General features: G+C 40.3%; 26 protein-coding genes. 8 read left to right on the plus strand and 18 right to left on the minus strand.

Features of this window, described 5'->3' with window-relative positions:
• Positions 1 to 291: 291 nt before the first annotated feature.
• A complete protein-coding gene (locus PGW42_RS03225) occupies positions 292 to 2,124 on the plus strand; it encodes an NAD(P)-binding protein (protein WP_117824527.1) in 1,833 nt (610 codons plus the stop codon).
• Positions 2,118 to 3,854 (plus strand): [FeFe] hydrogenase, group A, encoded by a 1,737-nt coding sequence (locus PGW42_RS03230; protein WP_008373638.1) that lies wholly within the window; start codon positions 2,118 to 2,120, stop codon positions 3,852 to 3,854. Before PGW42_RS03225 ends, PGW42_RS03230 begins: the two co-directional genes overlap by 7 nt.
• A 185-nt stretch (positions 3,855 to 4,039) precedes the next feature.
• Here PGW42_RS03230 and PGW42_RS03235 read toward each other — a convergent pair whose 3' ends face one another.
• From PGW42_RS03235 to PGW42_RS03245, 3 genes are read right to left on the minus strand one after another with little or no spacing between them, the layout of a single operon-like run.
• Positions 4,040 to 4,633 carry a cytidylate kinase-like family protein gene (locus PGW42_RS03235; protein WP_117559265.1) on the minus strand — a complete coding sequence of 198 codons (594 nt, stop codon included), beginning with the start codon at positions 4,631 to 4,633 and terminating at the stop codon, positions 4,040 to 4,042.
• Positions 4,634 to 4,650: 17 nt separating this feature from the next.
• The gene (locus PGW42_RS03240) at positions 4,651 to 5,343 is read right to left on the minus strand and encodes an LrgB family protein (protein WP_117559267.1); all 693 of its coding nucleotides are present in this window, start codon (positions 5,341 to 5,343) and stop codon (positions 4,651 to 4,653) included.
• Positions 5,336 to 5,695 carry a CidA/LrgA family protein gene (locus PGW42_RS03245; protein WP_022220001.1) on the minus strand — a complete coding sequence of 120 codons (360 nt, stop codon included), beginning with the start codon at positions 5,693 to 5,695 and terminating at the stop codon, positions 5,336 to 5,338. The genes PGW42_RS03240 and PGW42_RS03245 overlap by 8 nt, the downstream gene beginning before the upstream one ends.
• A 167-nt stretch (positions 5,696 to 5,862) precedes the next feature.
• Here PGW42_RS03245 and PGW42_RS03250 point away from each other — a divergent pair, with 167 nt between their 5' ends.
• From PGW42_RS03250 to PGW42_RS03260, 3 genes are all read left to right on the plus strand, one after another.
• A complete protein-coding gene (locus tag PGW42_RS03250) occupies positions 5,863 to 6,777 on the plus strand; it encodes a diacylglycerol/lipid kinase family protein (protein ID WP_270203905.1) in 915 nt (304 codons plus the stop codon).
• A gap of 80 nt (positions 6,778 to 6,857) precedes the next feature.
• Positions 6,858 to 7,616 (plus strand): glycerophosphodiester phosphodiesterase family protein, encoded by a 759-nt coding sequence (locus tag PGW42_RS03255; RefSeq protein ID WP_117559287.1) that lies wholly within the window; start codon positions 6,858 to 6,860, stop codon positions 7,614 to 7,616.
• A 117-nt stretch (positions 7,617 to 7,733) separates the two neighbouring features.
• Positions 7,734 to 8,405 carry a phosphatase PAP2 family protein gene (locus PGW42_RS03260; protein ID WP_270203906.1) on the plus strand — a complete coding sequence of 224 codons (672 nt, stop codon included), beginning with the start codon at positions 7,734 to 7,736 and terminating at the stop codon, positions 8,403 to 8,405.
• 74 nt (positions 8,406 to 8,479) lie between these two features.
• Here PGW42_RS03260 and mutY read toward each other — a convergent pair whose 3' ends face one another.
• The 7 genes from mutY to PGW42_RS03295 all read right to left on the minus strand — a co-directional run bounded on the left by mutY (position 8,480) and on the right by PGW42_RS03295 (position 15,661).
• The gene (mutY, locus tag PGW42_RS03265; RefSeq protein ID WP_270203907.1) at positions 8,480 to 10,204 is read right to left on the minus strand and encodes an A/G-specific adenine glycosylase; all 1,725 of its coding nucleotides are present in this window, start codon (positions 10,202 to 10,204) and stop codon (positions 8,480 to 8,482) included.
• Between the two features lie 4 nt (positions 10,205 to 10,208).
• Positions 10,209 to 10,697, minus strand: coding sequence for a DeoR/GlpR family DNA-binding transcription regulator (locus PGW42_RS03270; protein ID WP_270203908.1), 489 nt, complete (start codon positions 10,695 to 10,697; stop codon positions 10,209 to 10,211).
• 243 nt (positions 10,698 to 10,940) lie between these two features.
• Positions 10,941 to 11,135 carry a hypothetical protein gene (locus PGW42_RS03275; protein WP_270203909.1) on the minus strand — a complete coding sequence of 65 codons (195 nt, stop codon included), beginning with the start codon at positions 11,133 to 11,135 and terminating at the stop codon, positions 10,941 to 10,943.
• A 92-nt stretch (positions 11,136 to 11,227) separates the two neighbouring features.
• Positions 11,228 to 12,337 (minus strand): coiled-coil domain-containing protein, encoded by a 1,110-nt coding sequence (locus PGW42_RS03280; protein ID WP_270203910.1) that lies wholly within the window; start codon positions 12,335 to 12,337, stop codon positions 11,228 to 11,230.
• 232 nt (positions 12,338 to 12,569) lie between these two features.
• The gene (locus PGW42_RS03285; protein WP_270203911.1) at positions 12,570 to 14,681 is read right to left on the minus strand and encodes an efflux RND transporter permease subunit; all 2,112 of its coding nucleotides are present in this window, start codon (positions 14,679 to 14,681) and stop codon (positions 12,570 to 12,572) included.
• Between the two features lie 276 nt (positions 14,682 to 14,957).
• Entirely contained in the window at positions 14,958 to 15,347 is a 390-nt protein-coding gene (locus PGW42_RS03290) for a group II intron maturase-specific domain-containing protein (RefSeq protein ID WP_243277263.1), read from the minus strand.
• 83 nt (positions 15,348 to 15,430) lie between these two features.
• Positions 15,431 to 15,661 carry a DUF5348 domain-containing protein gene (locus tag PGW42_RS03295; protein WP_117834628.1) on the minus strand — a complete coding sequence of 77 codons (231 nt, stop codon included), beginning with the start codon at positions 15,659 to 15,661 and terminating at the stop codon, positions 15,431 to 15,433.
• Between the two features lie 202 nt (positions 15,662 to 15,863).
• On the opposite strand from PGW42_RS03295, the gene PGW42_RS03300 reads away from it, so the two are divergent.
• Both PGW42_RS03300 and PGW42_RS03305 read left to right on the plus strand, forming a co-directional pair.
• Complete coding sequence (locus tag PGW42_RS03300) at positions 15,864 to 16,397, plus strand: helix-turn-helix domain-containing protein (protein WP_270204086.1); 534 nt, start codon at positions 15,864 to 15,866, stop codon at positions 16,395 to 16,397.
• A gap of 28 nt (positions 16,398 to 16,425) precedes the next feature.
• A complete protein-coding gene (locus PGW42_RS03305) occupies positions 16,426 to 16,785 on the plus strand; it encodes a hypothetical protein (protein WP_270204087.1) in 360 nt (119 codons plus the stop codon).
• A 918-nt stretch (positions 16,786 to 17,703) separates the two neighbouring features.
• Here the strand turns inward: PGW42_RS03305 and PGW42_RS03310 are convergent.
• The 5 genes from PGW42_RS03310 to PGW42_RS03330 all read right to left on the minus strand — a co-directional run bounded on the left by PGW42_RS03310 (position 17,704) and on the right by PGW42_RS03330 (position 21,907).
• A complete protein-coding gene (locus PGW42_RS03310) occupies positions 17,704 to 18,309 on the minus strand; it encodes a helix-turn-helix domain-containing protein (protein WP_270204088.1) in 606 nt (201 codons plus the stop codon).
• Positions 18,310 to 18,449: 140 nt separating this feature from the next.
• Entirely contained in the window at positions 18,450 to 18,875 is a 426-nt protein-coding gene (locus tag PGW42_RS03315) for an N-acetyltransferase (RefSeq protein ID WP_055247538.1), read from the minus strand.
• A gap of 292 nt (positions 18,876 to 19,167) precedes the next feature.
• Positions 19,168 to 20,343: an IS91 family transposase gene (locus PGW42_RS03320; protein WP_330676980.1), complete on the minus strand. Its 1,176-nt coding sequence runs from the start codon at positions 20,341 to 20,343 to the stop codon at positions 19,168 to 19,170.
• Positions 20,344 to 20,345: 2 nt separating this feature from the next.
• The gene (locus PGW42_RS03325) at positions 20,346 to 21,188 is read right to left on the minus strand and encodes a tyrosine-type recombinase/integrase (protein ID WP_118198812.1); all 843 of its coding nucleotides are present in this window, start codon (positions 21,186 to 21,188) and stop codon (positions 20,346 to 20,348) included.
• A 275-nt stretch (positions 21,189 to 21,463) separates the two neighbouring features.
• The gene (locus PGW42_RS03330; protein WP_034880612.1) at positions 21,464 to 21,907 is read right to left on the minus strand and encodes a GNAT family N-acetyltransferase; all 444 of its coding nucleotides are present in this window, start codon (positions 21,905 to 21,907) and stop codon (positions 21,464 to 21,466) included.
• A 273-nt stretch (positions 21,908 to 22,180) separates the two neighbouring features.
• Between PGW42_RS03330 and PGW42_RS03335 the strand changes: the two genes are divergently transcribed.
• Entirely contained in the window at positions 22,181 to 22,390 is a 210-nt protein-coding gene (locus PGW42_RS03335; protein WP_243014448.1) for a phage integrase N-terminal SAM-like domain-containing protein, read from the plus strand.
• Between the two features lie 588 nt (positions 22,391 to 22,978).
• Here the strand turns inward: PGW42_RS03335 and PGW42_RS03340 are convergent.
• Genes PGW42_RS03340 through PGW42_RS03350 form a run of 3 tightly spaced genes read right to left on the minus strand, consistent with a single transcriptional unit; the run spans position 22,979 to position 26,001 of the window.
• Positions 22,979 to 23,806, minus strand: coding sequence for a hypothetical protein (locus PGW42_RS03340; RefSeq protein ID WP_118091741.1), 828 nt, complete (start codon positions 23,804 to 23,806; stop codon positions 22,979 to 22,981).
• On the minus strand, positions 23,790 to 24,275 hold the full coding sequence (locus PGW42_RS03345) for a Mov34/MPN/PAD-1 family protein (protein WP_118045941.1): 486 nt from the start codon (positions 24,273 to 24,275) through the stop codon (positions 23,790 to 23,792). Before PGW42_RS03345 ends, PGW42_RS03340 begins: the two co-directional genes overlap by 17 nt.
• Positions 24,256 to 26,001, minus strand: coding sequence for a ThiF family adenylyltransferase (locus PGW42_RS03350; protein WP_118358367.1), 1,746 nt, complete (start codon positions 25,999 to 26,001; stop codon positions 24,256 to 24,258). The genes PGW42_RS03345 and PGW42_RS03350 overlap by 20 nt, the downstream gene beginning before the upstream one ends.
• Position 26,002 lies beyond the last annotated feature (1 nt).

The following is a 26,002-nucleotide window of genomic DNA, read 5'->3' on the forward strand; positions in this document are numbered from 1 at the left end:
GTAAAACAGACATCTCTTTTACAGGTGTTATTGTACCATAATTTTTTTATTTTTTGCACCCTTTATCGTTGTTCTGTTATTTTGTGCATATTGCTGATATTTTTTATCATTTTGTGACAAAATTAACTTATTTGTCTATTTATTAACTTTGCTTGCAAGATTGTACTGAAATGCATACAATATCATTATAAGTGTGTCCATAGAGTTGGTCTATAGCATTCAGATGTTTTCCCTATAATTTTTCTTCATCTGATCTATGGACTGGCAAAAAAAGTTAAAGGAGAAAAAGCTATGAGTAGACTTGAAATCACTGCACCGGACAAAGCCCAGCTGGTTATCGAAGGGCTCTACAAAGATCTGGAGCGAAGAATCGAATCCAGTCCTCCGGGACTGTGTCCTGTAGACATGACTCGTGCTTTCCTGGAGATGTGTCATACACACACCTGCGGAAAATGTGTGCCGTGCCGTATTGGTCTGTGGCAGCTGAAGAACCTGCTGACCGATGTTCTGAATGGGGACGCAACTATGGAAACATTAGACCTGATGGAAGAACTTGCTCTGTCAATCATGGAAGGAGCTGACTGCGCGATCGGGTATGAAGCAGCTCATATGGTTTACAAGAGCCTGATGGGATGTCGTGAAGATTATGAAGAACATGTGCGCCAGGGAAGATGTACCTGCCAGTATGCACAGCCTGTTCCTTGTGTATCTCTGTGCCCTGCACACGTAGATATCCCGGGATACATCGCTCTTGTCGGAGAAGGACGTTATGCAGATGCGATCCGTCTGATCCGCAAAGATAATCCGTTCCCGACAACCTGTGGATTTATCTGTGAACATCCTTGTGAAGCACGCTGCCGTCGTAATATCGTGGATGATGCAGTCAATATCCGCGGGCTTAAGAGAATGGCTGCGGATTATGCAGGAAAGGTTCCACCTCCGCCATGTGCTCCATCTACCGGAAAGCGCATCGCTATCGTAGGTGGCGGTCCTGGTGGATTAAGTGCGGCTTACTATCTGCAGCTTATGGGACACCAGACAACTGTATTCGAGATGCTGCCTGAGCTTGGTGGTATGCTCCGTTATGGCATTCCAAACTATCGTCTTCCGAAAGACCGTCTGAACGATGACATCAACGCCATCCTCGAGACCGGCGTAAAAGTAGAATTTGGCAAACGTATCGGAACTGATATGACAATCCAGAGCCTGCGTGAAGAATATGACGCAGTCCTTATTACAATCGGTGCAAGTACCGATAAGAAACTTGGTATCGAAGGTGAACACTCAGAAGGTGTCCTTTCTGCTGTTCAGTTCCTTCGTGATGTAGGAAAGAACCAGAACCCGGATCTTACCGGACAGGAAGTAGCTGTTATCGGTGGCGGTAACGTATCTATGGATGCTGTCCGTACTGCAAAACGTCTGGGTGCTAAAAAAGTTAGCATCGTTTACCGTCGCCGCGTGGCAGATATGACTGCACTTCCGGCAGAGATTGAAGGTGCTGTTGCAGAAGGAATCGAAGTACAGACTCTGATGGCTCCTTCCCGCATCGAAACAGATGAAAACGGTCACGTAAAAGGAATCTACGTTACACCACAGATGATCAGTAAGATCAAAGACGGTCGTGCAAGTGTACGTCCGACAGGTGCTCCTGACGTATTCATTCCATGCCAGACACTGATCGTTGCGATCGGACAGGATATTGAATACCAGCACTTTGAAGAAGCCGGTGTTCCTGTACAGAGAGGTAAGATCTTAACCGAAAAATACGGCGGATTCGATAACATCCCGGGTGTATTTGCCGGTGGAGACTGTGCTTCCGGTCCTGCATCCGTAATCAAAGCTATTGCTGCTGCAAAAGTAGTAGCTGCTAACATAGACGAATACCTGGGATATCACCACATTATCAGCTGTGACGTTGAGATTCCTGAAGCGCGTCTTGATGACCGCCCGCCGTGCGGAAGAGTAAACATGACCGAGCGTGAAGCCTGCGAACGTGTCTGTGACTTTAACGGTGTAGAAAACTGCATGTCCGAGGCAGAAGCGAAACAGGAAGCCAGCAGATGTCTGCGTTGCGACCACTTCGGCTACGGCATTTTCAAAGGAGGTCGTGAAACATTATGGTAAATCTTACAATTGATAATATAAACGTATCTGTCCCGGAAGGTACTACTATCATGGATGCTGCCAAAATGGCGGATATCCCGATTCCAAAGCTCTGCTATCTGAAAGATATCAACGAGATCGCAGCCTGTCGTGTCTGTGTTGTTGAACTCGAGGGAATGGAACGGCTGGTAACTTCCTGCAACAACGTAGTAAAAGAAGGTATGGTAATCCATACAAACAGCCCAAAGGTTCGTACAGCCAGAAGACAGACTGTACAGCTTATCCTTTCCCAACACGACTGCAAATGTGCTACCTGTGTCAGAAGCGGTAACTGTACTCTGCAGAGTCTTGCAAATGACCTGAACATCATCGAAATACCATTTAAGCAGCGTCTGGAAGAATTCCCTTGGGATAAAGAATTTCCGCTGATCAGAGACTCACAGAAATGCATCAAGTGTATGCGCTGTATCCAGGTCTGTGACAAGATCCAGGATTTACATATCTGGGATGTGACAAGTACTGGTTCCCGTACTACTATTAATGTAACCGGCAACCATAAGATCTCCGAGGTTTCCTGTTCTCTGTGCGGTCAGTGTATTACTCACTGCCCGGTCGGCGCTCTGCGCGAACGTGATGATACAGAGAAAGTATGGGATGCAATCGCTGATGACAAGAAAGTCGTTGTTGCACAGGTTGCTCCTGCTGTACGTGCTGCATGGGGTGAAGCTCTTGGTCTTTCCCGTGAAGAAGCAACTGTCGGCAAGATCATGGATGCTCTGAAGAAAATGGGTATTGACTATGTATTCGATACCTCCTTCACAGCAGACCTTACTATTATGGAAGAAGGAAATGAATTCCTGCAGAGATTTACAAAAGGCGAATTAAATCTTCGTCCGATGTTTACCTCCTGCTGCCCTGGATGGGTACGCTTCCTTAAATCACAGTACCCACATCTGGTGCCACAGCTTTCAACAGCCAAATCACCACAGCAGATGTTCGGTTCTGTTATGAAGAGCTATTTTGCAGAATCCATCGGTGTGAAACCGGAAAATATGTTTACTGTATCTATCATGCCATGTGTTGCCAAAAAAGGCGAAAGTAACATGGAACTGTTCTATGGTGAATATGCCGGACACGAGACAGACGTTGTACTTACAACTCGTGAATTGACACGCATGATCCGTTCTGCACATATTGATCCTGCTTCTTTGGTTGATCGTGAATGCGATCCTCTGATGAAAGAATGGACCGGTGCCGGTGTTATCTTCGGAACAACAGGTGGTGTTATGGAAGCAGCACTTCGTTCTGCTCACTACCTTGTAACCGGACGTAACCCTGATCCGGATGCATTCAAGATTGTCCGCAATCCTGGTGGACAGCCAGGTGTTGTAGAAGCTGAGATTCAGCTTGGAGATGCTACTGTTCGTGCTGCTGTTGTCAGCGGACTCGGAAACACACGTAAACTGATCGAAGCAATCGAACATGGTGAAGTACATTATGATTTTGTAGAAGTTATGGCCTGCCCTGGCGGATGCGTCGGCGGTGGCGGTCAGCCAATCCATGACGGAGAAGAACTTGCACGGACACGTGGTGAAAATCTTTATTTCCTTGATAAGAATGCACCACTTCGCTTCTCACATGAGAACCCGGATGTACTCCGTCTGTACCGTGATTTCTTTGAGAAACCGCTTTCTCACAAGTCACATATGTTGCTTCACACGGATCATAACGCATGGGAGATGCCTAGATAAATCAAATTTTGCCCTCTAAAAGATTGTAACGAATATATAAATAATTTATGGAAGCCACGTATTCTATAAACTAAGATATAGAAATTGAGCCCTTCTATATCTCTAAAATCCAGAAATGGGAAATGACCTGCCATGTCATTTCCCATTTCTGGATTCAACAAACTAGTATATTCTTTTTATACCTTCTAAGCTCTGTCAGCTTCTTCTGTCATCTTCTTATAATACAGAATCAGATCTGCTGCCTGTTCATAGGACAACTCTGTAGTGCTGACCGAAAGATCATAATTCTTCGACATTCCCCATTCCTGTCCGGTATAATCCTTACGAAAAGCGCTTCTTTTCTCATCCACATCCTGGATCTTACGTTTCGCTTTCATTCTGCTTGTAATATGATCACGCTCTTTCACGCGTTCAATTCGTGTTTCCATGTCTGCATGGACAAATACACTAAAAGCTTCTTCTCGGTTTCTCATCAGATAACCTGCGCACCTTCCCATAATAATACATGGTCCTTCTTCCACAAGCTCTTCAATCAGCTTAAATGGATATGGCTTCTTCTTCGGTTCTGCAAAATTCATTGCGATTGAATAAAGAAGGCTGTCCACCGGCTGTTCATCCAGATACTCCTGCATTTCTTTCTCGTATCCGCGCATCTTTGCAATTTCAAACAGCTTCTCTTTATCGTAAAACGCATAACCGGTACGCTTTGCCAGCAATTCACCGATTTCATGTCCGCCGCTTCCATATTCCCGTCCGATACAGATAATTGTTTTCTCCATATTCTGCACACTCCTCTCTAATACAGGTGATAGAAAATCAATGAACCTACAACCGTCATCAATCCGGCCACTGCAATAGAAAGACTGCTCATTGCTCCTTCAATCTCTCCGATTTCCATTGCCTTTGCCGTTCCCATAGCATGGGAAGCTGTTCCGATTGCCAGTCCTTTTGCAATCGGATGCTCAATTTTGCAGAGCTTACAGATTCCCTCTGCAAACATATTTCCAATAATCCCGGTAATTACGATCGCAGCAACTGTAATCGTCACAATTCCACCAAGCTCTTCTGAGATTCCCATACCGATCGCTGTGGTAATTGATTTTGGAAGAAGCGTTACATAGAACTGCTTCTTCAGGTGGAACAACATAGAAAATACCCATACACCGGCAAGGCTGGCAAATACACCTGTTGTAATTCCTGCAATGATCGCTTTCAGATTCTTCTTAAGAAGATTCATCTGCTGATAAAGCGGAATTGCAAGACAGACTGTAGACGGTGTCAGAAGGTAGCTCAGTACATTCGCTCCCTTATCATAAGTATCATAATCAATTCCAGTCACTTTTAGCACGATAATTACAAAAACAATCGAAACAAGAAGTGGATTGAAGATACCAATTTTTAACTTTTTACGCAGAAAAATTCCTGCCTCATATCCAAAAAGACTGATCGCCATACAAAAAAAGGTCGATCCATGCAGCATATTACTCATCCTTCTTCTCCTCTTTCTTCAGTACAAACTGAGCGGTTCTTCCACTCACGCCCATAACCAGCACTGTTGTCACTACAATTGTAACCATGATCGGAACAAGAACCGGTTTTAAGTCTCCCCATGATACCATCAGACCTACTCCTGCAGGGATAAAAAGCATCGGCATGATTTCAATCAGAAATCCACCGGCCTCATCAACTGCTTTCAAAGGAATTACTTTTGTCTGCAAACCTGCCAGCAAGATCAGCAAGCCATAAATACTTGCAGGAACCGGTAGTGGAAGGATTGCATGCAAAAGCTCTCCTGCAAAAGAAATCAATATGATAATCAAAAATTGTCTTATAAATTTCACAGTATTACCTCCATTTATTTTATGTTTATTTTTTAACACATGTACCAGAATAGCACTTTTAGCACTCTGCCTCAATAAATTTTTGCATTTTTATTGTTTTTTTGACAATATCCTCTCATTCCGATGCTAGAATGAAACTAAATTTACAGAAGTGAAGGGATGACTTTATGTATCATTTTATAGCCAATCCTAACGCCCGCTCGGGTCAGGGACTTGCACTATGGGAAAAGATTAAATTAAAGCTGATAGCAGAACATATAGATTACCAGATCCATTTTACACATCACCGGCATCACGCAACGGAAATTGCCGCCGAGCTTACCGCCTCCGGGGATCCTGTTACGATCGTTGTACTTGGTGGTGATGGAAGTGTGGATGAAGTAATCTGTGGTCTGCAGAATTTAAGCCTGGTTACCCTCGGTTACATTCCGATCGGCTCTGGCAATGATTTTGGCCGGGGACTTGCCCTTCCATCCGATACCATGAAAGCTCTGGATCTGGTACTTCATTCTGAACAGACGCGCAAGATCAATCTTGGTGTATTGCACTATCATGACAAGGTTCACCGTTTTGTCGTCAGTTCCGGAATCGGATACGATGCAGCTATCTGCCATCAACTTTGTATTTCCAGGGTTAAAGTCTTTTTTAACCGGCTCGGTCTGGGCAAACTTGCCTATGCAGCCTGCTCACTCTACCGTCTGCGCCGCTGTCAGCCAGATGAGATGGAAATTCTTCTGGACGATACAAAAAGGCTTCATTTTAAACGGGTTTTCTTTGCCTCTGCATTTAATCTTCCTTATGAAGGTGGTGGATGCAAATTCTGCCCGGATGCCAAACCGGATGATGATCTGCTGGACTTTATTGTGATTGCAAATGTTCCCAAAATTATTGCTCTGGCAATTCTGCCGACTGTGTTTTCCGGAAAGCATACCCGACTTCCAGGCGTACATATCTTCCGCTGTAAAAAAGCAGAAGTACACTCAAAAGTAGCACTTCCGGTACATTCTGACGGCGAACCGATTTATCTCCAGAAGGATGTTTCGTTCTCTCTCGAACCTGAGACACTGAAAATTATTACATAAAAGAAGGGGACTTTTCTATGCTGTTGTTTTGGATTCTTTTAACTGTTGTTGTATGTTTTTTCTTATATTTATATATGATCATGCCGAATACTTCCCGCCGAAGCAAAATCCTCCCTTATCTCAAGCGGGATTATGCCCATCGCGGACTACATGATTCTTCCCGGCTGATTCCCGAGAATTCTATGCCGGCATTTCGTGAGGCAGTAAAACAAAATCTTGCCATCGAACTTGATATCCATCTCACCCGTGATGGAAAAGTAGTCGTATTCCATGACGAGTCTTTAAAGCGGATCTGCAATGCCGAAGGGACAGTTGAGGGTTCCACGTTTGATGCGCTACAGCACCTGCATCTTTCCGGAACTTCGGAGCATATGCCACTTTTTTCAGATGTCCTTCGCTATGTCAATGGGCGGGTTCCTCTTCTGATTGAACTGAAGCTTCCGGACAGCAATATGAAGCTCTGTCCTGCCGCATGGGATATTTTAAAGGATTATAAAGGACCTTATATGGTCCAGTCTTTCAACTCCCTTGGAATCCGATGGTTTCACAAGCATGCGCCTCAGGTTCTTCGTGGACAGCTTTCTTCTGCCCTGACTCGCACGAATCCGGAAAATCCTTTTCTGGCGCGCTTTTGTGTACAGTTCCTGCTGACCAACCTGATCTGTCGTCCGGACTTTATTTCTTATAAACTTGCAGATGCCGGCAATCCTTCCGTCTGGCTGAACCACTATCTGTACCGTATTCCGATGGCAGTCTGGACACTCCGCAATCAAAAAGCTTATAAAACTGCACGGAATAAATATGATATGTATATCTTTGAAGGTTTCTCCGTAAAATAGAGAATAGAAAAAAATATGAATGTTTTATGAAGTCTGTTGTCGAGAAAAATTTTTAATGTTATACTACCTCTAGTAACAAGAAAGAAACATCTTCACCCGAAGGAGCTGATTTTTATCATGAGTCATATTTTAAAAAAATTAAAGACACTGATGCATACATACAGCCATGCATGGGTATTACTATATGCTTTTATTTATTTTCCATGGTTTACTTATCTGGAACGCCATGTGACCGACAATTATTTTGTAATCCATTCGATATTCGATGACTACATCCCGTTTTGTGAATATTTCATCATTCCGTACCTGCTGTGGTTTGCTTATATTGCAGGCACACTGGGATATTTGTTCTTTAATGATAAACAGGGATTTTACAAAGCCTCCGCGATCATGTTCAGCGGTATGACCATTTTTCTGATCATCTGCACGGTATTTCCGAACGGATTGAACTTGAGGCCGGAAGTATTTACGCGTGATAACTTCTGTATTGAGCTGGTTAAACGGATCTATCAGACGGATACACCTACGAATGTGCTTCCAAGTCTTCATGTATACAACTCTATTTGTTGTTACATCGCAATTTCCCATTGCGAGAAGCTTCAGCACTCCAGACTGATCCAGAAAGGATCTCTTGTTTTAAGCATTCTGATCATTCTGTCAACCATGTTCCTGAAGCAACATTCCGTAGTGGATGTAGTTGCTGCATGTGTGATGGCATATTTCATGTACTCACTAATTTATGCACAGGAAGGTGCAAAGTCACCACGGCTTGCACGTCAGGTGATTTAAACACTTATAATTATTTTGTTTGATCCAAAGAAAGGACATCGCATTTCGCAAAATCGAAAAGCAATGTCCTTCTTTTATTTCACCTTCCATGCACTAAACGCCGATGGCATGGAATATTCCTTTTGTATTTCTTCCGGATGTGCAAAGATCATCTCTTCTTTGCAGTTCTTCTCCAGTTCATCCACGATCACCTCATACGCAGTCATATGCCATTCAATATGGCTGAAAATATGCTTCGCATTCCGCAGCTTTTTCACACGGATCGGTGTAAGCCCGATAGATTTACTGTAAGCGGTTACTTCGTCCATCGTAAGCTTTCCGTCCAGATTCGGGAACTCATACATACCTGCAAGCAGCCCCTTATCCGGTCGTTTCCGGATTGCCACATGATCACCATCCTTAAAAATCAAAACGGTTCTCTCCTCAATCCTGCGCGCTTTTGCCTTTTTCTTCACCGGCAGTTCATTCTGGATTCCCAGCCTTTTCGCCTCACAGATTCCCGTAAGAGGACAGATTTCACACTTTGCCTCCCCATTCGGCACACAGACAATCGCGCCAAGTTCGATCAGCCCCTGGTTAAAATCCGATGCCGCATCTTCTGGGATCACCGGTTCAATCGCATTTTCTATCTTTGTCCTGACGGACGCTTTCATAATATCCGCATCACTCGCCAGCAGTCTTGATACCACCCGGAGAACATTTCCGTCCACTGCCGGCTTTGGAATTCCATAGGCAAAAGAAGAAATTGCCCCTGCTGTATAATTTCCAATTCCCGGAAGCGCTTTGATCTCCTCATAATTTTCCGGAAATTTTCCTGCGTATTCTTCCTCGATCTTCCGCGCTGCTTTTTGCATATTGCGTACCCGGTTATAATATCCAAGCCCTTCCCAAAGCTTTAAAAGCTTATCCTCCGGTGCCTCAGCAAGATCTTTTACCGTTGGAAGCTCTGTCATGAAACGCTCAAAAAATGGCTTTACTGCTTCCACTCTCGTCTGCTGCAGCATAATTTCAGACACCCATACCCGATAGGCATTTACATGATGTCTCCACGGCAGATCCCGTTTCCGCTCTCTGTACCATTCCACAAGCAGCTCCGGTGCTTCATAAAGCTGTGGATTGGTAAGTACTACCGGAACTTCGTCCGCAATTGCAATGGAATCCTCTGTCACAAAACAGTCCTTTGCGATCACCTGAACTCCGTTTCCTGCTGCTTCCGCAAGAACATCTGCAAATTCTTTGTGCGTCCGTCTGTTTGGTGTAAAATAACGTACTCCTTTCATCTGGACCACAAAGAATACATACGCCTCGTATCCATCCTGTACCGCTGCTTCCAGCTCTTTTAAATGCTTCACCGCCCGCTCGCTCGGTGCATCCGGAAACCTTACCACGCCTTCTTCTTCCAGCGTAACCCCTTTCACTTCTATAAACGCTTTTTTCTCTTCATATTCCACATACAGATCAAACCTGGAATTCTTATAGGTAACTTCCGGTCTGACGACCTTCACATCCTTGAACCATCTCCCGGCTTCAATCCATTCCTGTACCACTTTGTTTGTCACCTGGGAATCCATATTGATCAGCCGGTCAGCTTTCCTGACACCGATCAGATCCCAGCCAGTCTTACGCTCTGCACTTTCAGACTTCTGGACAAGCACCTCTGCTCCCGGAACCAGAAGTTCCGCGCATCTCCCTGTATTCTTCACATGGACCGTCTCTTCTTTTCCATTTATTTCTATTTTTGCTATAAATCGATTAGGGCGCTTTAAAAAGCGCCCCTTTTGTATTCTCTCATATATCATATTATTACTCCCGGTTTCCGGCTATCACAAGTGGAATCTGTTCATGCTCCGCTTTTCGGATATACTCTTTGCTGATCTGCGAATCCGTAATGATCTTGTATACATCCTTAACCGGACAGATCACGGACACATATCCGCCTCCGAATTTGCTGCTGTCAGCAAGAACAAACACCTGCTTGGATGCTTCGAATATCGCTCTCTTCACCTGCATCTGTGGTGTTGCGATGGATGTCAGACCCACATCAAAATTGATACTGTGTACTCCGATAAATCCTTTATCTACATGAAATTTTTCCATATTCTCAATGGCTGCATCTCCCATCGTCGCTGCCAGATGACCGTCCACATGACCGCCGATCATATACAGTTCTACATGTCTTACTGCTGCAAGTTCATTTCCTACCAGGAGCGAATTTGTCACAACCGCTGCTACCAGATAAAAAATAATCTGCACGAGTTTTATCTTTCCCATAACCAGCATGATGATTCCCATAAAAGCAATCGCTGCTCCCAGAATATTTGTCAGAAAACCTGCCAGTTTCGAATAGGTATGCTATAACGTAAAGTCAAACAGGTATGTATCTGTCATCCGAACTGTAATTTTCTCTTCCGTAAACACTTTCCTTTCTTTAATAGTTTTCACCCTTTCGTTCGACAACTATTCTCTATAAAACAAAAGTCCTCTTGTATTGTAACACACAAGAGGACTTCATTCCATAAACAAATTATAACATTTTTATTCTTCCGGTGCAGCTTCACCTGTAACTTTGTAGTGAGCCCATTCTTCCGGTGAGTAAATACCTTTCTGTTTCTTCTGCATGGACTCTTTACAGGACGTGCTGCATGGGATGCAGATAAATTCGACAAGCTGATACGTGACGCTAAGGCAACCTACGAAGCACAGTAACCGGACTTCTCCAGTACAAAGCAAAATATGCCTTTTCGATTCACTGAAAATACATATCCCATTAAATTCAAAAGCGGGGCAGTAAAAGGTTTGTCCTTTACTGCCCCGCTTTTCTTTTACCAATCTGTATACAGATCTATATTTCCGGATCCACTTCCGGTATCATATACTTTTCCAGCACCAAGTGACGTCTCTACAACTGTTCCTCTCGGGTAATCATCACTTGCCAAAACAATGTAACCATCGGCATCCCTGATTGTTCCGTCACTTGCTATATGGCGTCCTGGGATCGCAAGCCCTCCTCCCGGAAGTACCTTCTGAGAATAGTAAGTCTCGGTATGTCCATTATACCAGATCCTTCCCTTTGACGGGGTAAGACCGCCTGATGGGATCACATAGCCACCGCTTCCGGAATTGGAAGAATCGGAACTAGTATTATTCGATGAATTGTTGTTAGAAGGATTATTATTGCCAGAAGAACTGCTGTTCCCGGAATTATTGCCCGCAGATGTATTACTTCCGGCAGAAGCTGACGCCTGCTTTGTCTCTTCCTGTGCCTTTTTTGCCAACTGCTCATCCGCTTTCCTCTGGGCTTCCTCCTCCTGCTTTTTCTGTGCCGCACGTGCCGCCTCAAGCTGTGCATTTACCGTGGCAAGGTCTGTCGAAGTCTCTTCTGCTTTTGCCTGCAGCGCTGCCTGTTCACTGTCCAGCTGGCTTTGCAGGTCAAGCAGTTCCTGCTGCCTGCTTTTCAGTTCAGCCTCCTGCTCTTCAATACCTTCACGTACTTTCACCATATTCTCCAGCATATCCTTATCGTACTTTGTAATATTCTGGATAAAGTCTACACGGTTCAGGAACTCTCCCATACTTTTTGCTTCACATATCATAGAAAGCAGTGTGTCCGAACCATTTTCATACATGTACTTAATTCGAGTCTTCATGTTTGCATACTGTACTTCCTCGTTATTACGGGAAATCTGGAGCGATGCTTCCAAACGGAATACTTCATTATTAGACTCTTCAATTTTCACTTCTGTCTCAGCGATTTCATTGCTGATCGTAACCAGATCCTGGTTGATCCCTTCCAACTGACTCTGTAGATTACTGGTCTTATCTTCGAGGCTGTCCACCTCTTCTGCATGTACCGACATCCCCGACAGCGCGATACCGAATGCACAGATCAGAGAAAGTCCGCACTGTACGATTCGTTTTTTCTGCATTTTCATAAATGTAATCCTTTCTTGAATGTTTTGGGGTAACACTAAGATAGTATATACTATTTTAATCAAAAGAACAACCTTCTATTTTCCGGAAAGGTCTGTACACAGCCATTTCTTCCCATTTTCAACATACAAAAAGCTTCTTCAGATGCCATTTTTCTCTAAGTCTATGACAGCAAAAAGGAACAGGCTTTTTGCTGATTTCAATCAGTTAAGCCTGCTCCCTTTTCAGCAGAGTCTATGCTGTCGGCTCTGCAACTGTTTTACTTTTATCTTTTTTCACTCTGTATCCAGCAGTTGTTCTGCAGATGACCGGATCAAAGATCAGGAACATTGCCGGAAGGACAGTCAGTACTACGATCACACTGATGATCGCTCCCCTTGAAAGAAGTTCACAGATAGAACCGATCATATCAACCTGTGTATAACAAGTCACACCAAATGTTGCCGCAAAAAAGCTCAGTCCACTAGTAATGATCGATGGCATACTGATTCTGTGTGCAATCGCAACAGATTCTTTCTTACTTTTGCCTTTCATACGTTCTTTCTGATATCTGGTCGTCATAAGGATTGCATAATCAACGGTTGCTCCCAACTGGATTGCTCCGATAACGATACTTGCAACGAACGGAAGACTCTTGCCCTGATAGAACGGAATCGCCATATTAATCGTAATCGCAAACTCGATAACCGAAACCAGAATGATCGGAAGCGAGATGGATTTAAATATAAGCAAAATGATAATAAAGATTGCTGCGATTGAAATAACGTTAACCCTTGTCAGATCGATGTCTGTTACATCCTGCAGGTCTTTCATCAGTGGTGCTTCACCGATTACCATTCCAGACTTATCATAGGATTTTACAATCTTATCAATCTGTTTGATCTGTTTGTTGACCTGCGGAGTTGCAGACTCATACTTGGTACATACAAACATCAACTCGGTATCCTTACCCTGAAGCATACACTTTACATCATCCGGGATCATCGATTCCGGAATAGAAGATCCAACGATGGAGTTAAGTCCAAGTGTCCATTTTACACCTTTGACATCATCAATTTCACTCATCATTGCCTTTTTCTCTTTGGCATCCATGTCTTTATCTACCATAACTATATGCATTGTACTCATATCAAAGTCATCTTTCAGTTCACTGTTTGCCACATTTGATGGAAGTGACTGTGGAAGTGACTGTGCAATATTATAATAAATTTTTGTATGATTATTGCCATAAATAGCAGGAATAAGCAAGATCAGGAAAGCAACGATCCACACTTTGTAATGTTTGGTGATAAATGTCGAAACCTTATCCATGCTCTTGATCAGCGGTTTATGCTTGGTTTTTTCAATCGGTTTATCAAAGATAAGAATCATTGCCGGAAGGATTGTTACACAGCAAAGCACTCCAATGATAACACCTTTTGCCATAACAATACCAAGATCACGACCAAGTGCAAATGTCATAACACAAAGAGCTACAAATCCTGCTACTGTGGTGACAGAACTTCCTACAATGGATTTGAATGTATTAGAAATCGCATGTCCCATCGCACGGTTCTTATCTCCCGGGAAACGGCGCTTGTTCTCTTCGTAGCTATTCAGCAGGAAAATGGAGTAATCCATCGTAACACCCAGCTGCAATACCGCCGTCAGCGCTTTTGTAATGTAACAGATCTCGCCAAGGAAAATGTTACTTCCCAGATTATATACAATTGCTACACCTATACTGATCAGGAAAAAAATCGGTACCAGGAAGGATTCTCCGGTAATTTCCAACACCAGAAAAGAAAGAATTGCCGCAATTACAACATAAATCGGGACTTCTTTCATTGCTACATTCTTGATATCGGCTACAACACCTGTCATACCTGCAATAAAACACTGTTTGCTGGCAATCTTACGCATCTCACCGACTGCATTCATTGCTTCGTCAGATGAAGTCGTATTGTCAAATAATGCGAGCATCAGTGTCGCATCTCCGTTGTAGAAGGCTTTTCTCAAATCGGATGGTATCATCTCTACCGGCAGTGAAAGATCTGCCACATCACCATACCATAATACTTTTTCGACATGATCAACCTTATTAAACTGATCCGCCAGCTTCTGGATATCTTTCATGTCCGTATCCTCTACAACAACCATGGCGAATGCACCCATACCATATTCATCCACCATAACGTCCTGTCCTTCTACTGTTTCCAGTGATTCCGGAAGGTAACTGAGCAAGTCGTAGTTAATTCTTGTCTTCGCCATTCCAATAAATGACGGAATCAAAAGCAGTATCCCCAGTAACAAAATTATAAATCTGTGTTTTGCTATCCATTTTCCCGCTTTGACCACAATAATCATCTCCCTGTCTTTACATTTTTATTCTATAGAATATTATACAAAAAAATGACTGATGGTCAATATCAAATAGTCACAATAATTTCATAATTAAAAAATGAATTTTGGTCATTTTTAGCATGGTTGATTTTTTATTATTTTCCAAAAACTATAAACTACAAAAAAACTGCTACTGGCAGTTTTTCTTATACACAAACATAATCAGGTAGGAGGTAAATAATTATTTTATTTACCGTCCTCCCACACCACCGTACGTACGGTTCCGTATACGGCGGTTCTTTAGTTTTCACAGATTATTAGATAATAGTCGAGCATGGATGTATATCCCAGCTTGGCTATTATTTTCTTTGAAAAGATTTGGTTCAAGACTTTCGCCATTTTCCAATAACCTTTTCTACTATTGGCTAGTTCCTTGGCTTTCCAATCCTCTAAACCTAGTGCTTTCAGCATTCGGTATTTCGTTTTGATTTTCTTCCACTGTTTCCAATAGACCGCTCGGATTCTCCGCCTTGCCCATTCATCCGTTTTTCGGAGGAGCTCTTTCATATCTGCGAGCCTGAAGTATTCCACCCATCCCCGCACATACTCTTGATACCTCTTTTCTCGTACTTCGTTGCTAATGCCTTTGTTCCTGTCGGTAAGTTCTCTTTCGACAGCCGTACCGTCCATCAAAAGTCCCCTTGCGCCCTACCGGAGGCATAACGTCCGGTGGACGTCTGCTTTGCACCGACCGAAGCGGATCATAGATCTGTTTATTCCGGTATCCTTGCCTGCACATATTCCAGATTTCCACAATAAGGTGTCCCCACCAGATACCATTCTCTTGCCAGATTCATCTCCATTCTGGTCTGTACCCATTCATCATCTACCAGCACTTCCAGTCCTTCTCCGCAGTGAAATCCTGTATCAATCCATAAGTCTGATGATAATAATCCATATCTTCCATTGCTGCTGTTATATCCTAATCTTCCCTGTTTCGTCATTTTCTGCTCCTTTCCAGTCACTTTTGTGACTCTTTTGATGTTTTATACTACGATTCACTTTTATGACTTTGTCAATAACCTTTTGCGAATTTTATTTTTATATTCCATTCTACATTTTCATACTCTGCGAAAATCAACCTCTTTCGTATCATTCACTTTTGTGCCAGAATAGAGTCACAAATATTATTAAGGAGGCAGCATTATGGTAGGTAAAAAAATCCGGGCATACCGGGAATTTAGAGGATACAGTCAGATACAATTAGCCGAGCTGTCCGGCATTAACGTAGGCACAATCAGAAAATATGAGCTTGGAATCCGGAATCCAAAACCGGATCAGTTAGAAAAGATAGCAACTGCACTGGGATTAAATGTAAGTGTTTTTCTTGATTTTAATATTGAAACAGTCGGAGATGTACTCTCCCTGTTGTTTTCTATTGATGATTCAGTAAACCTCTCACTTGCAGAAACACCTGATCAGAAGGTTTCACTGACGTTCGAAAATCCTACAATGCAGGACCTTTTCAGGAAATGGTGTCAATTTAAAAATGTCTATGAAAAGGAAAAAGCTGAAATAATAGCTATCGAAGATGAAGATAAAAGACAAGTAGAACTGGATAAGCTGGACGCTACCCAAGATGAATGGAAACTGCGTGCTATGGGAACTACGATAGGTTGTCATACTATCGTCAAAAAAGGTACCGAGGGCAATACTGTCAGAGTTTATGATCTAACTTAATTTTAGTATATATAGAAAGTGTGACGAAATGGTTACTTTTAGATTAATTGAAGAAACTGGTCAATATCTTACTTATTGGTATTTTCCAAATGGTAATGAAGATGAAATGTATGGAATTATACTAGTTGACAAATTAAATGAAACTGTAGAAATTCAGCAAATGGCACATGATGATTTTTCCCATATTGTTACTGTAGATGAGCAAAATGAACTCAGAAATTCTGTTAATGACACGAGAAAAGAAGAAGGGCTTCCACTTTTAACCGAAGAAGAATGGCCTTTAGCAACAACTGCGCTTACAAAAACTTTTTTTGCAGATCATGCTATCAGTAAAATCATAGAAAGTTATAATTCCGGGGAAATTTTAAAAGAAGGAATGTCTACCTAGTATTAAAAAGCCAGAATTTATATATTTTGTTATCATTCTGTTATCACAAAACGGTTGTCAGGACACTCTCCCGGCAACCGTTTTTCTATACTGTTCGTTATTCTTTTCCACTCTTTTTTATATTTCCAGGCAACAGAAAAACCCGTAGAACTGAAGTTCTACGGGTATCTTACGTTTGAACACAACGTTATCTTGCGATAACAAATCTATATTCAGATTGTATTACTCGATGATTGTAGCAACACGTCCTGATCCTACAGTACGTCCACCTTCACGATACTTTAATCCCGTTTTATCTCATATTTTTCATGGTTTTCTCTCCAAAATATAGTGAAAAACGGCTGATCTGCACCATATATTTTTATTTGCCTGATTTCTTGGTACCGTTTTGGCACCGGAAGCCCTGGTCGAAAAGATTCTCTTCCACGGCTAACAGATGCTACTCTACCAACTTTATATTGCACCGGTAATTTTTAACTGTTATAATCGAAACATGGGTGCTACCATAACGGTAGGCGGTTAGTCCTTCTCCAGAGGGTTGCAGAGTGCCAGTGGCACTCATTTTGCAACGACCGAAGTGAAACGGAGACCTGTGAGCCTCTGATTACATAGAAACCTGTAAAGGAATCCAGTGAAAAGGAGGACTAAGCCAATGAGTATTATTGACTTCATAGCAGTAGTGAGCTTCGGCTTAACCTGCTTTAGTATCGGATATACATTAGGCAAAGATAATCATAAACCACAAAAATAACCGCCCTGGTCTGGTAAACTAAGCGGTTATCTTTGATGATATTCTAAATAGTAAAACGGACTAACCGTCTATCGGTAGCACTCTTTTTCTATAATCATATTATCACGCATCTGTGAAAATGTCAAAAAGTTCTTTTTCCATAGTATGTAATACGAATTTGAAAATACTTATAAGCCGAAAAAATACACCAGTACCAGATTGATCACAGCAGCTCCACCAAAAGCAACAACTGCAGTTACAACTAATTGCATAGGTTTTGGGAAATTTTCGAACACAAAAACTTTCCTACTCTTGCTCCGCACCTTGCTTAAAGATCCTGTCGTAAATGCTGCCATCATTATGACTGACACAGATACCAAGGTCTCACAATAGCCGGCAAGCTTTCCTAACACATCATTATACATATATGCACCTGTTTCATGCAAAATCCAGTATAGAACCAATGCACAAACTCCCATGACACTTTGGAGCTTCATTTCCTTAAAAATCTTCTCTTTCTCTGTAGTTGCATAATCTGACATTGTTTTAGCAATTTTTCTTTCTTCTTCGTTCATCATCTCGCTTTTCCTTTCTCCACTGATAATCTCAGGAATGCTGATATCATAATAATCTGCAATATCCACAAGAATACTGATATCCGGCATATTGTTTCCGGTTTCCCATCTGGATACGGTCCTTCCAGAGACATTTAATATTTCTGCCAACTGCTCCTGTGTAATGCCTTTTTCTTTGCGAAGTTTTTTTAAAAAATTCCCGATTTTTACTTGGTCCACCTCAACTCCTCCTTTCATCATCAAATATAGAATCTGTTATCTGCAAATAACACGACACAAAGCGAGAAATGTCGTATTTTCACTAATAGACACAGTTGTCTATGCGTTTTTCATTTTTTCAATTATACAAGCTGGAATTTCTATTTGTGTTGCCATGTCATTACATAATCTTTTTCTCCGGTAGCCTCATCTAAGCCACTATGCTGAATCTCAAATCCTTCTCTCTTATAAAAAGATATTGCCCGTGCGTTCTTTTGGTATACGTTCAAGTGCAACTTATTCCTTTTATCCTTTGCATAATTCAGCAGAATTTTACCTATACCCTGCGATTGCATTTCACCAGAAACAAAAATGCCCTCAACATATTCATCATTTAACCCTATAAAACCCTGTATTTCTGTATCATACTCATACACATAAACCTCTGCTAGTAACAACGCTTCTTTTACTGATTTGAAATTGCTTTTCCAGTATTCGGCGGGGATAAAATTATGTGCCTTTATATTTGTATCCAACCATATATCTGCAACTTTATTTATATCATCCCTTTGAAATTCTCTAATCATAACGGTGACTCTCCATAAACTGTTAAGGAAACAATCGGAGTTGGTGTAAACGAAAAAGCAGCCTTGAGTTCTGATAAAAACTGCCCTTTCGTTTACATCAATTTCGATTTTACCTTGGTGAACAAAGTCGCGTCCCTTTAGCCGATAGCTATGGGGATTCAATCGTTGCTCTTTTCCTTAAGTTTATCATACCGGATGTTTTGGTAAAAGTTTTTTTCTTCAAGAAATCAATTTCAGGCATGACAAACAAACCTCCTATGCGGAAGTCATTTATTCTATGCAATTGTAGATTTTAACATCTCATATGTGCACGAAAAGAAGAACTGTATTTATCTTTGCGGGGTGATACCATATTCCCTCCGCAAGAAGAACATTTGCATACATCGATATTATACAAAACCTTTATCATTTCTACTGCATTTAGATTTTTTAATGTAGAAATGTATTTCTTACATCCAAGCAGGTTTCTGCAGTGAGTTATCTTTTTTCTCTTGTTTCTACATGATAGCAGACCATAGTGCCGGATTCTGACAAATCGTTTGGGAGGAACATGCATCATGAATCGACGGATGAATTCTTCTCCTGAAATTGTTTTCTCTTTCCAGCAGCCTTCGTTTTTATAGTCTTTTACTACATATGTAACTGTCGTATCTGTCATGGATTTGATTCGATGATTACTGATTGCTATCCTGTGGGTATATTTTCCAAGATAATTGATAACCGACTGTGCACCATTGAAAGTTTCTTTACAGTAAGTGACCCAGTTCTTTTCATAACACTTATCAAAAAGTTCTTTAAAATGATAGCTGTTCTGATATTTCTCTGCTGTACCATGAAATTTAAGCTTAGAATCATTCCACAGGCTTTTTAACTCATCCATATATTTTCCACGAAACACTTTTGAGATAACACCATATGGGAGAAAAAATTTTCCACCTGTATCTTTCCAGTTGTTTTCATCATCAAGTCCACCTCCAAGAACAATGGTATGAATATGCGGATGATAATTCATTGCAGAACCCCAGGTATGAAGAATACAGATATACCCTATATTAGCTCCTAGATACTTTGCGTCTTTTGCCAATTCATTCAAGGTTGCTGAGGCAGCATGATACAGTGCATCATACAACAGCTTCTGGTTGCTGTAAATGATGGAATTCAATTCATCAGGAACTGTGAATACTACATGATAATAAGGTGCATCAAGTACATTCTCTTTTTGTGCATCAATCCATTTCTCTTTCGGAAACTCCTGGCACATGGGACAGCATCTGCTTCTGCAGGAGTTATTATGAATGCTGATACATCCGCAGTCTTCACAAACACTGATGGTTACACCAAAAGCGCCTGTTTTACAGTTCATGATATGATAAGCTGTTTTTCTATGATGAGCAGGATGGCTATTCCTCTTTTCATAAGAAGGATAAAACCGTTCAAATACATCTTGTATCGTACATGATTTCTCCATAATCATTCACCGCCCATCTCATCAAATGGACTCCTAATTCCAAGCAGAGTTTTATTGCTTACATGCAGATAAACCTCTGTTGATTTTGGATCACGATGTCCCAGAAGCGCTTGAATATATTTTACATCACAGCCGGATTCAAACAGATGACTTGCAAAGCTGTGACGTAAACAATGCGTGGAGACGTGTTTCTGAATGCCTGCTCTTTTGGTACTTTCACGAAAAAACTGAATGACACTATCTTTTGTAAGATAATCCCCTGTCCATGAACTTGGGAACAAAATCCCTCTTGGTCTGCCACATTGAAACCAGTATTCTGTCAGTATCTCGAGCGTCCGGTCTGCAAGCAAAGTATAACGATCAGAGCGACTTTTCCCATCACGGATGTGTATGGTTTTGTTCTTGCGTGAAATATCATCATAATGAAGATGTGTGACTTCTGAAACACGTAGTCCGCCTGAATACATAGTAGCAATCATAGCTTTGTGTTTCAGATTTGGCGTAGCATCAAGAATAGCCGATATTTCTGCTTTTGTAAGCACTGTCGGTAACTTCCTGTCCCTTTTCATACGAGGTATGTCCTCATCGTCCCAATTCATCTTCAATACTTTCTTGTAAAAGAAGCGGATTCCTGAATGGTAGTGATTGTATGTTTCTGGTGAAATCCCGGAAAGTTTCTTTTCAGTTAGGAATATATCAACATCGTCAGTTGTTAATGCATCTATATCCTTGGCTGTGTGGTTCAAAAAATGAGCAACACTGGTACAGTATGCATGAATCGTGGAATCCTTGAGATTCCGTTTATTTGCAGCAGATCGAATCTGATTAAAAATTTCTTCGTACATAATAAAATCCTCCATGTAAAATCAGTAGTTAATGAAAAAACCTGCTTACATAGAGGTGCATTAGCATAATAAAACCGCTTGTCAGAAAAGCGGTCAAATGGTATTCTTTTCATAGGCAGTGGTGTCTTTCTGTATTGAATTGTTTTGTGTGGTAACTTTACAATATCAAATACTGGTAAGAATTGCCATTGCCTATTTTATTATTGAGAAAAAGAAAGCTGCGCCACAGCCTTGGCAGACCATCGCGCAGCGATTTTGTTCAACTTGAATTTAAATTATAACGGTCTTTGCAAATACACCATATCTACCAACTGTATTCCACTCTCATAGATTGGGTGGTCATAATTATCTATAAAGAAATTTGATATGATATGCGAACGGACAAAACCACACTTTTCATAAAATGGTATTGTCAATGGGCTATCGCCTGTTCCCACTTGCAGAATGGCATATTGCTCTCTGTAATTATTAACAATAAACTCAATTAAGGCTCTTGCATAACCTTTCCCTTGATATTCTGGAACTGTCGCAATGTTCTTGATTTCAAGTATGTCATTTTCTTTATCGGTTATGACACACTCACACTTGACCCCATTATCATCAAGTACATACATCTTGCCGTTATCAAGATAACGGTCAACCATATCTTCCTGCTCATCTGCTAATAGGAGCAAATCAAGATATTGTTTTTTATTTTCTTTAACTTCAATAATTTTCATCAATCGCACCTACAAATTCTGATTGAACAAAATCGCTGCGCGATGGCCTGCCAAGGCTGTGGCGCAGTTTTATTTTTATTAAAAAGCAATGGAATTACTTTCCATAATCCGTTATTGTTAAGTTACCACACGAAACAACTGAACTAAGAAAGCTCCACTGCCTATGATAAGAATAACATTTTCCAGTCTCTTCCGCAATCGGAATTATGACGCTAACGCACCTCCGAATAGGTAGATGTAATTATTAACACTACTTATTCTGGAGGTTTTATTATGTATAAAGATACTTTTGAATCCATCCGCAATGAAGCGGAAAAACGTAACCTGCGTGAAAGAACTATTCAACTGTATTGCTCTGATGTCAGTTACTTCCTTCGTTGGATTGGAAAAAATGTTTCTGATCTTACACTTGAAGATGCGGAAAGTTTTCTTACTGCTAAACGTCTGGAAGGTAATGACATTAAGACGTATGATCTGACTTAATCCACAATCACATCTCTGATTTGTGGATAAATCCACTTTATCTGTTATCATATTTGCGAAAATTATATATTTTGTTATCATTCTGTTATCACAAACGGTTGTCAGGACACTCTCCCGGCAACCGTTTTTCTATACTGTTCGTTATTCTTTACTGCTCTTTTTACATATTTCCAGGTAACAGAAAAACCCGTAAAACCGAAGTTCTACGGGTATCTTACGTTTGGACACAACGTTATCTTACGATAACAAATCTATTGTATATGCGCCAATCTCACGACTTCGTCGTTCGTTCGCGGGCATTCGTAAAATGCCCACTTCCAAAGCGATAAAAAAAGAGACTTGCAAGCAAGCTTGCAGTCTCTTTTTTTATCGCCTTGATTGGCGCTTTATTCATTGCTTTCGCGAATATTACTCGATGATTGTAGCAACACGTCCTGATCCTACAGTACGTCCACCTTCACGATATCAGACTGGCGTATTGCGGTGTGCAAATGGTGATTTTTCGTGTGATTTGTGGGGGAAAGTCCGGATTTTCCACTGTATCCGTGTGGTTTTTGGGGATTTTGTTATCATGGTGTTATCACTGACTTATCTTTTATAAACAACAATTCCCTTATTATTAAATTTTCTTATTCCATCCCTTTCTTGCTGGAAAACTCTTACTTCATTAAAATTATCTCTTCCTCCAAGTTTAAAAGCACTGCTGGCAATATTCTTTGTATTTAATGGATTAGTTGTGGCATAAACATTTACTTTTTTTATATTATTATTTAAGCTCCTGACTTCATTAACAACGCACCTTACTAATTCAGGACTATCATATCTGTTAACATCATTAGTATTATTACGCGATATTAATAATGTCGGTATATTTTTCTTTATTTCCGGTAATTGGCTCAATGAAAGAGGATATGTATCAGAAATCATTACATTCACTTCATCTGTTTCATGCGAAAAATTTGATTTACTTACTGAAATGGTATCATTTTCTTTTTTATCAAACTCTCCGCAATTATATTTATCGAACGTATCATTCAGCACCAGTTTAAATTGCATATATATCGGCACCTGAATAAGGTTACATTCCGAGTACCCCAATATCTTTGAACATATCTGATACCACCCATATCTGTACTGTTTATAATAGTTTCCTCTATTAAACATATATGTTTTATTCCACTTTCTAATTATAAACAATACTACTATTAAAAAGAAAACACCAATTGCCCAATCTCCACCTTTCCAGGCAAAGTAAAAAATATAATCACATATTTTTTGTGACGCTTCCAGCTTAGGCGGGGTCTTTATTAACTCTGTAATTTTAAATATTCTCGGAGCAAAGAACACACCAACAAGCAACAGAAGTTGTAATATTGGTCTGATATTATTTTTTATCCTTTCATAAATTGATTTCATTCCATTTTACCTCACATATTTTTTTCGGGCAAAGCTTTCCTTTTTGCATTCTCCATATGCTGAATGCTTTACGTCCGGCAATGATATGATATTGTACCCCTTTAGGATCTTCTTTACCAATACGTTTCCAATTTTTTAAATCTATAATTGAATAATGTGGTATATCTTCCGGATGTGTATGCCATTCCCCCCAATATGCATACACACCATTATTTTCATTATACAATTTTTCAAAATATTTTAAATGCCCTTCATCTTTTCTGGTATATCTGGTTCTGGTACATATATCATTTTTTAATGGTTTAGATATATACTCAAGAATTATATTTTCATTATTCAGATTTTCCCGTCCGACTATAATTCCACCTTTCTCTGGATCATAATCATTCTTCTGGATCTGACTATATATTTCTTCCAATATTTGATCGCATATCTTTATTTTTCTGTTTTTACTTTCCGTTACAATCATTACATACACCACAATTAATATTTACAAATTGCTTACCAGTCAATATTTTAATCTGTTCCTGTTGTCGCAAATATCGGCCAGATGTTTCCAGATTATGTTTTTCCAGATAGTCACTATCTCCTTTTAAAGATATCAGTAAATTGTCATCGAGGTTTTCTTCAAAAATATTTTTGACCATCTTTAAACAAAGTAACATTGTTTTTAGTGAAACCAAATTTCCATATGGCACGTAAGTCTTTCCACACCCTCCCGCACTTTCCGTTATAATCTGTCCCCTCATGCAGTACGATGTTTTGTCATATAGTTCTCCTGTTTCTTCATCCCGGTCAAAAAAACACTCATAACATCCACAATTTCCATATTTTATATATGCAGCATGATTTCCAATACCATATACTTCATTCCACAAATAAACAACCGGCACTTTGATTTTGTTATTTTGTATCCATGAATTAATCCAACGATTTAAATTATGATTTCCTGCCGCTGAGATAATCAGATTATAGTCTTCAAAATTAATATCTTCTTCTGTAATTGCATCTTCAATTCTTTCTGCCAACGTCGTTATCTTTACTTCCGGAATATTTTTTTGTATATATGTGTTCAAAGCTTCGCACTTGTAACGATTAACATATTCCATTCCCAACACATGCCTGAATATATTTTCTTCCGTCAACTTCTCATAATCAACAATAGTAAGATCCTCATATCCTGCTTTTGCGAGCTCGCATATAACATGTCCACCAATCGAACCGCAGCCTATTATAAGTATTCTGTTTTTATAGTTTTCGCTGTCCTGTTCTGTTACACGCTTCATCAAAAACTTTTTATCAGCTCTTTCCATAAGCAACGGCTGCAGTTCTTCTACTTTTTCCAGAGAAGTCTCTTTTAACATGCCACCTTTTATATACATTCCTACAAGATGTGTCTGTCCTGATGGCTGATGAATTTCAAACACAACAATTCTATCTTGTCGAGAACGTGGCATAATTGAAGCAAGTTCTCCCTCCGGCACAAAATGTAAAAGAGCATTCAAATAATCTATCGACAGTTTTTTTCTTATGTCCGGTGGAAAAATATATTTTTCAGAATATATTACAAAATATGCTATATTCATGACCGGCGTTTTTTCCAGATTCCAACGTTTTAAACTTTCAACATTTTCTCCAATATAAATCGGTGCTTTTTTGCATCTCTTTATATACTCTATCTGTTTTTCTTTTTTCCTTTTGGAACTTTTTTTAATGCCCCCTTTTACGATACGATTTTTTCTATCTGTTTCCACTGTCAAATGTGCAATTCTGCAATCTTTCAGTTGAGCCCAGTATAATTCAAATTCATTTATAAAATCGTTTTTATTTTCTCCAGAAAAACCTTGTTTCAAAATTGTCTGTGCACGCAATAATGATTGCATCATAATTCCAGGTAAATTCTGATCTATCAAAATACCTTCCGTTTCAAACAAACACAGTTTTCCTTTATTATCTATATGCGGCATATAAACAAGTTCATTATAATCTGCAACATATATATCCACTAAATCTCTATACCATTTTTCCGGAACTGCTATATATACAACAAACGATTCTCTTTCATTTATTACCAGTTCTCCCTGCAAAACTGTCTGATAGACATTTTCAAATAATTTAGCCTCTTTTATAATGCTTACATTTTTTATAACATCACTTTCCTGTAAGATTCGTTTGAGTTCTTCTGGTGAAAACATC

The sequence above is a fragment of the Coprococcus sp. TM115-187 genome (assembly GCF_027679115.1).
GTDB lineage: Bacteria > Bacillota > Clostridia > Lachnospirales > Lachnospiraceae > Allocoprococcus > Allocoprococcus comes.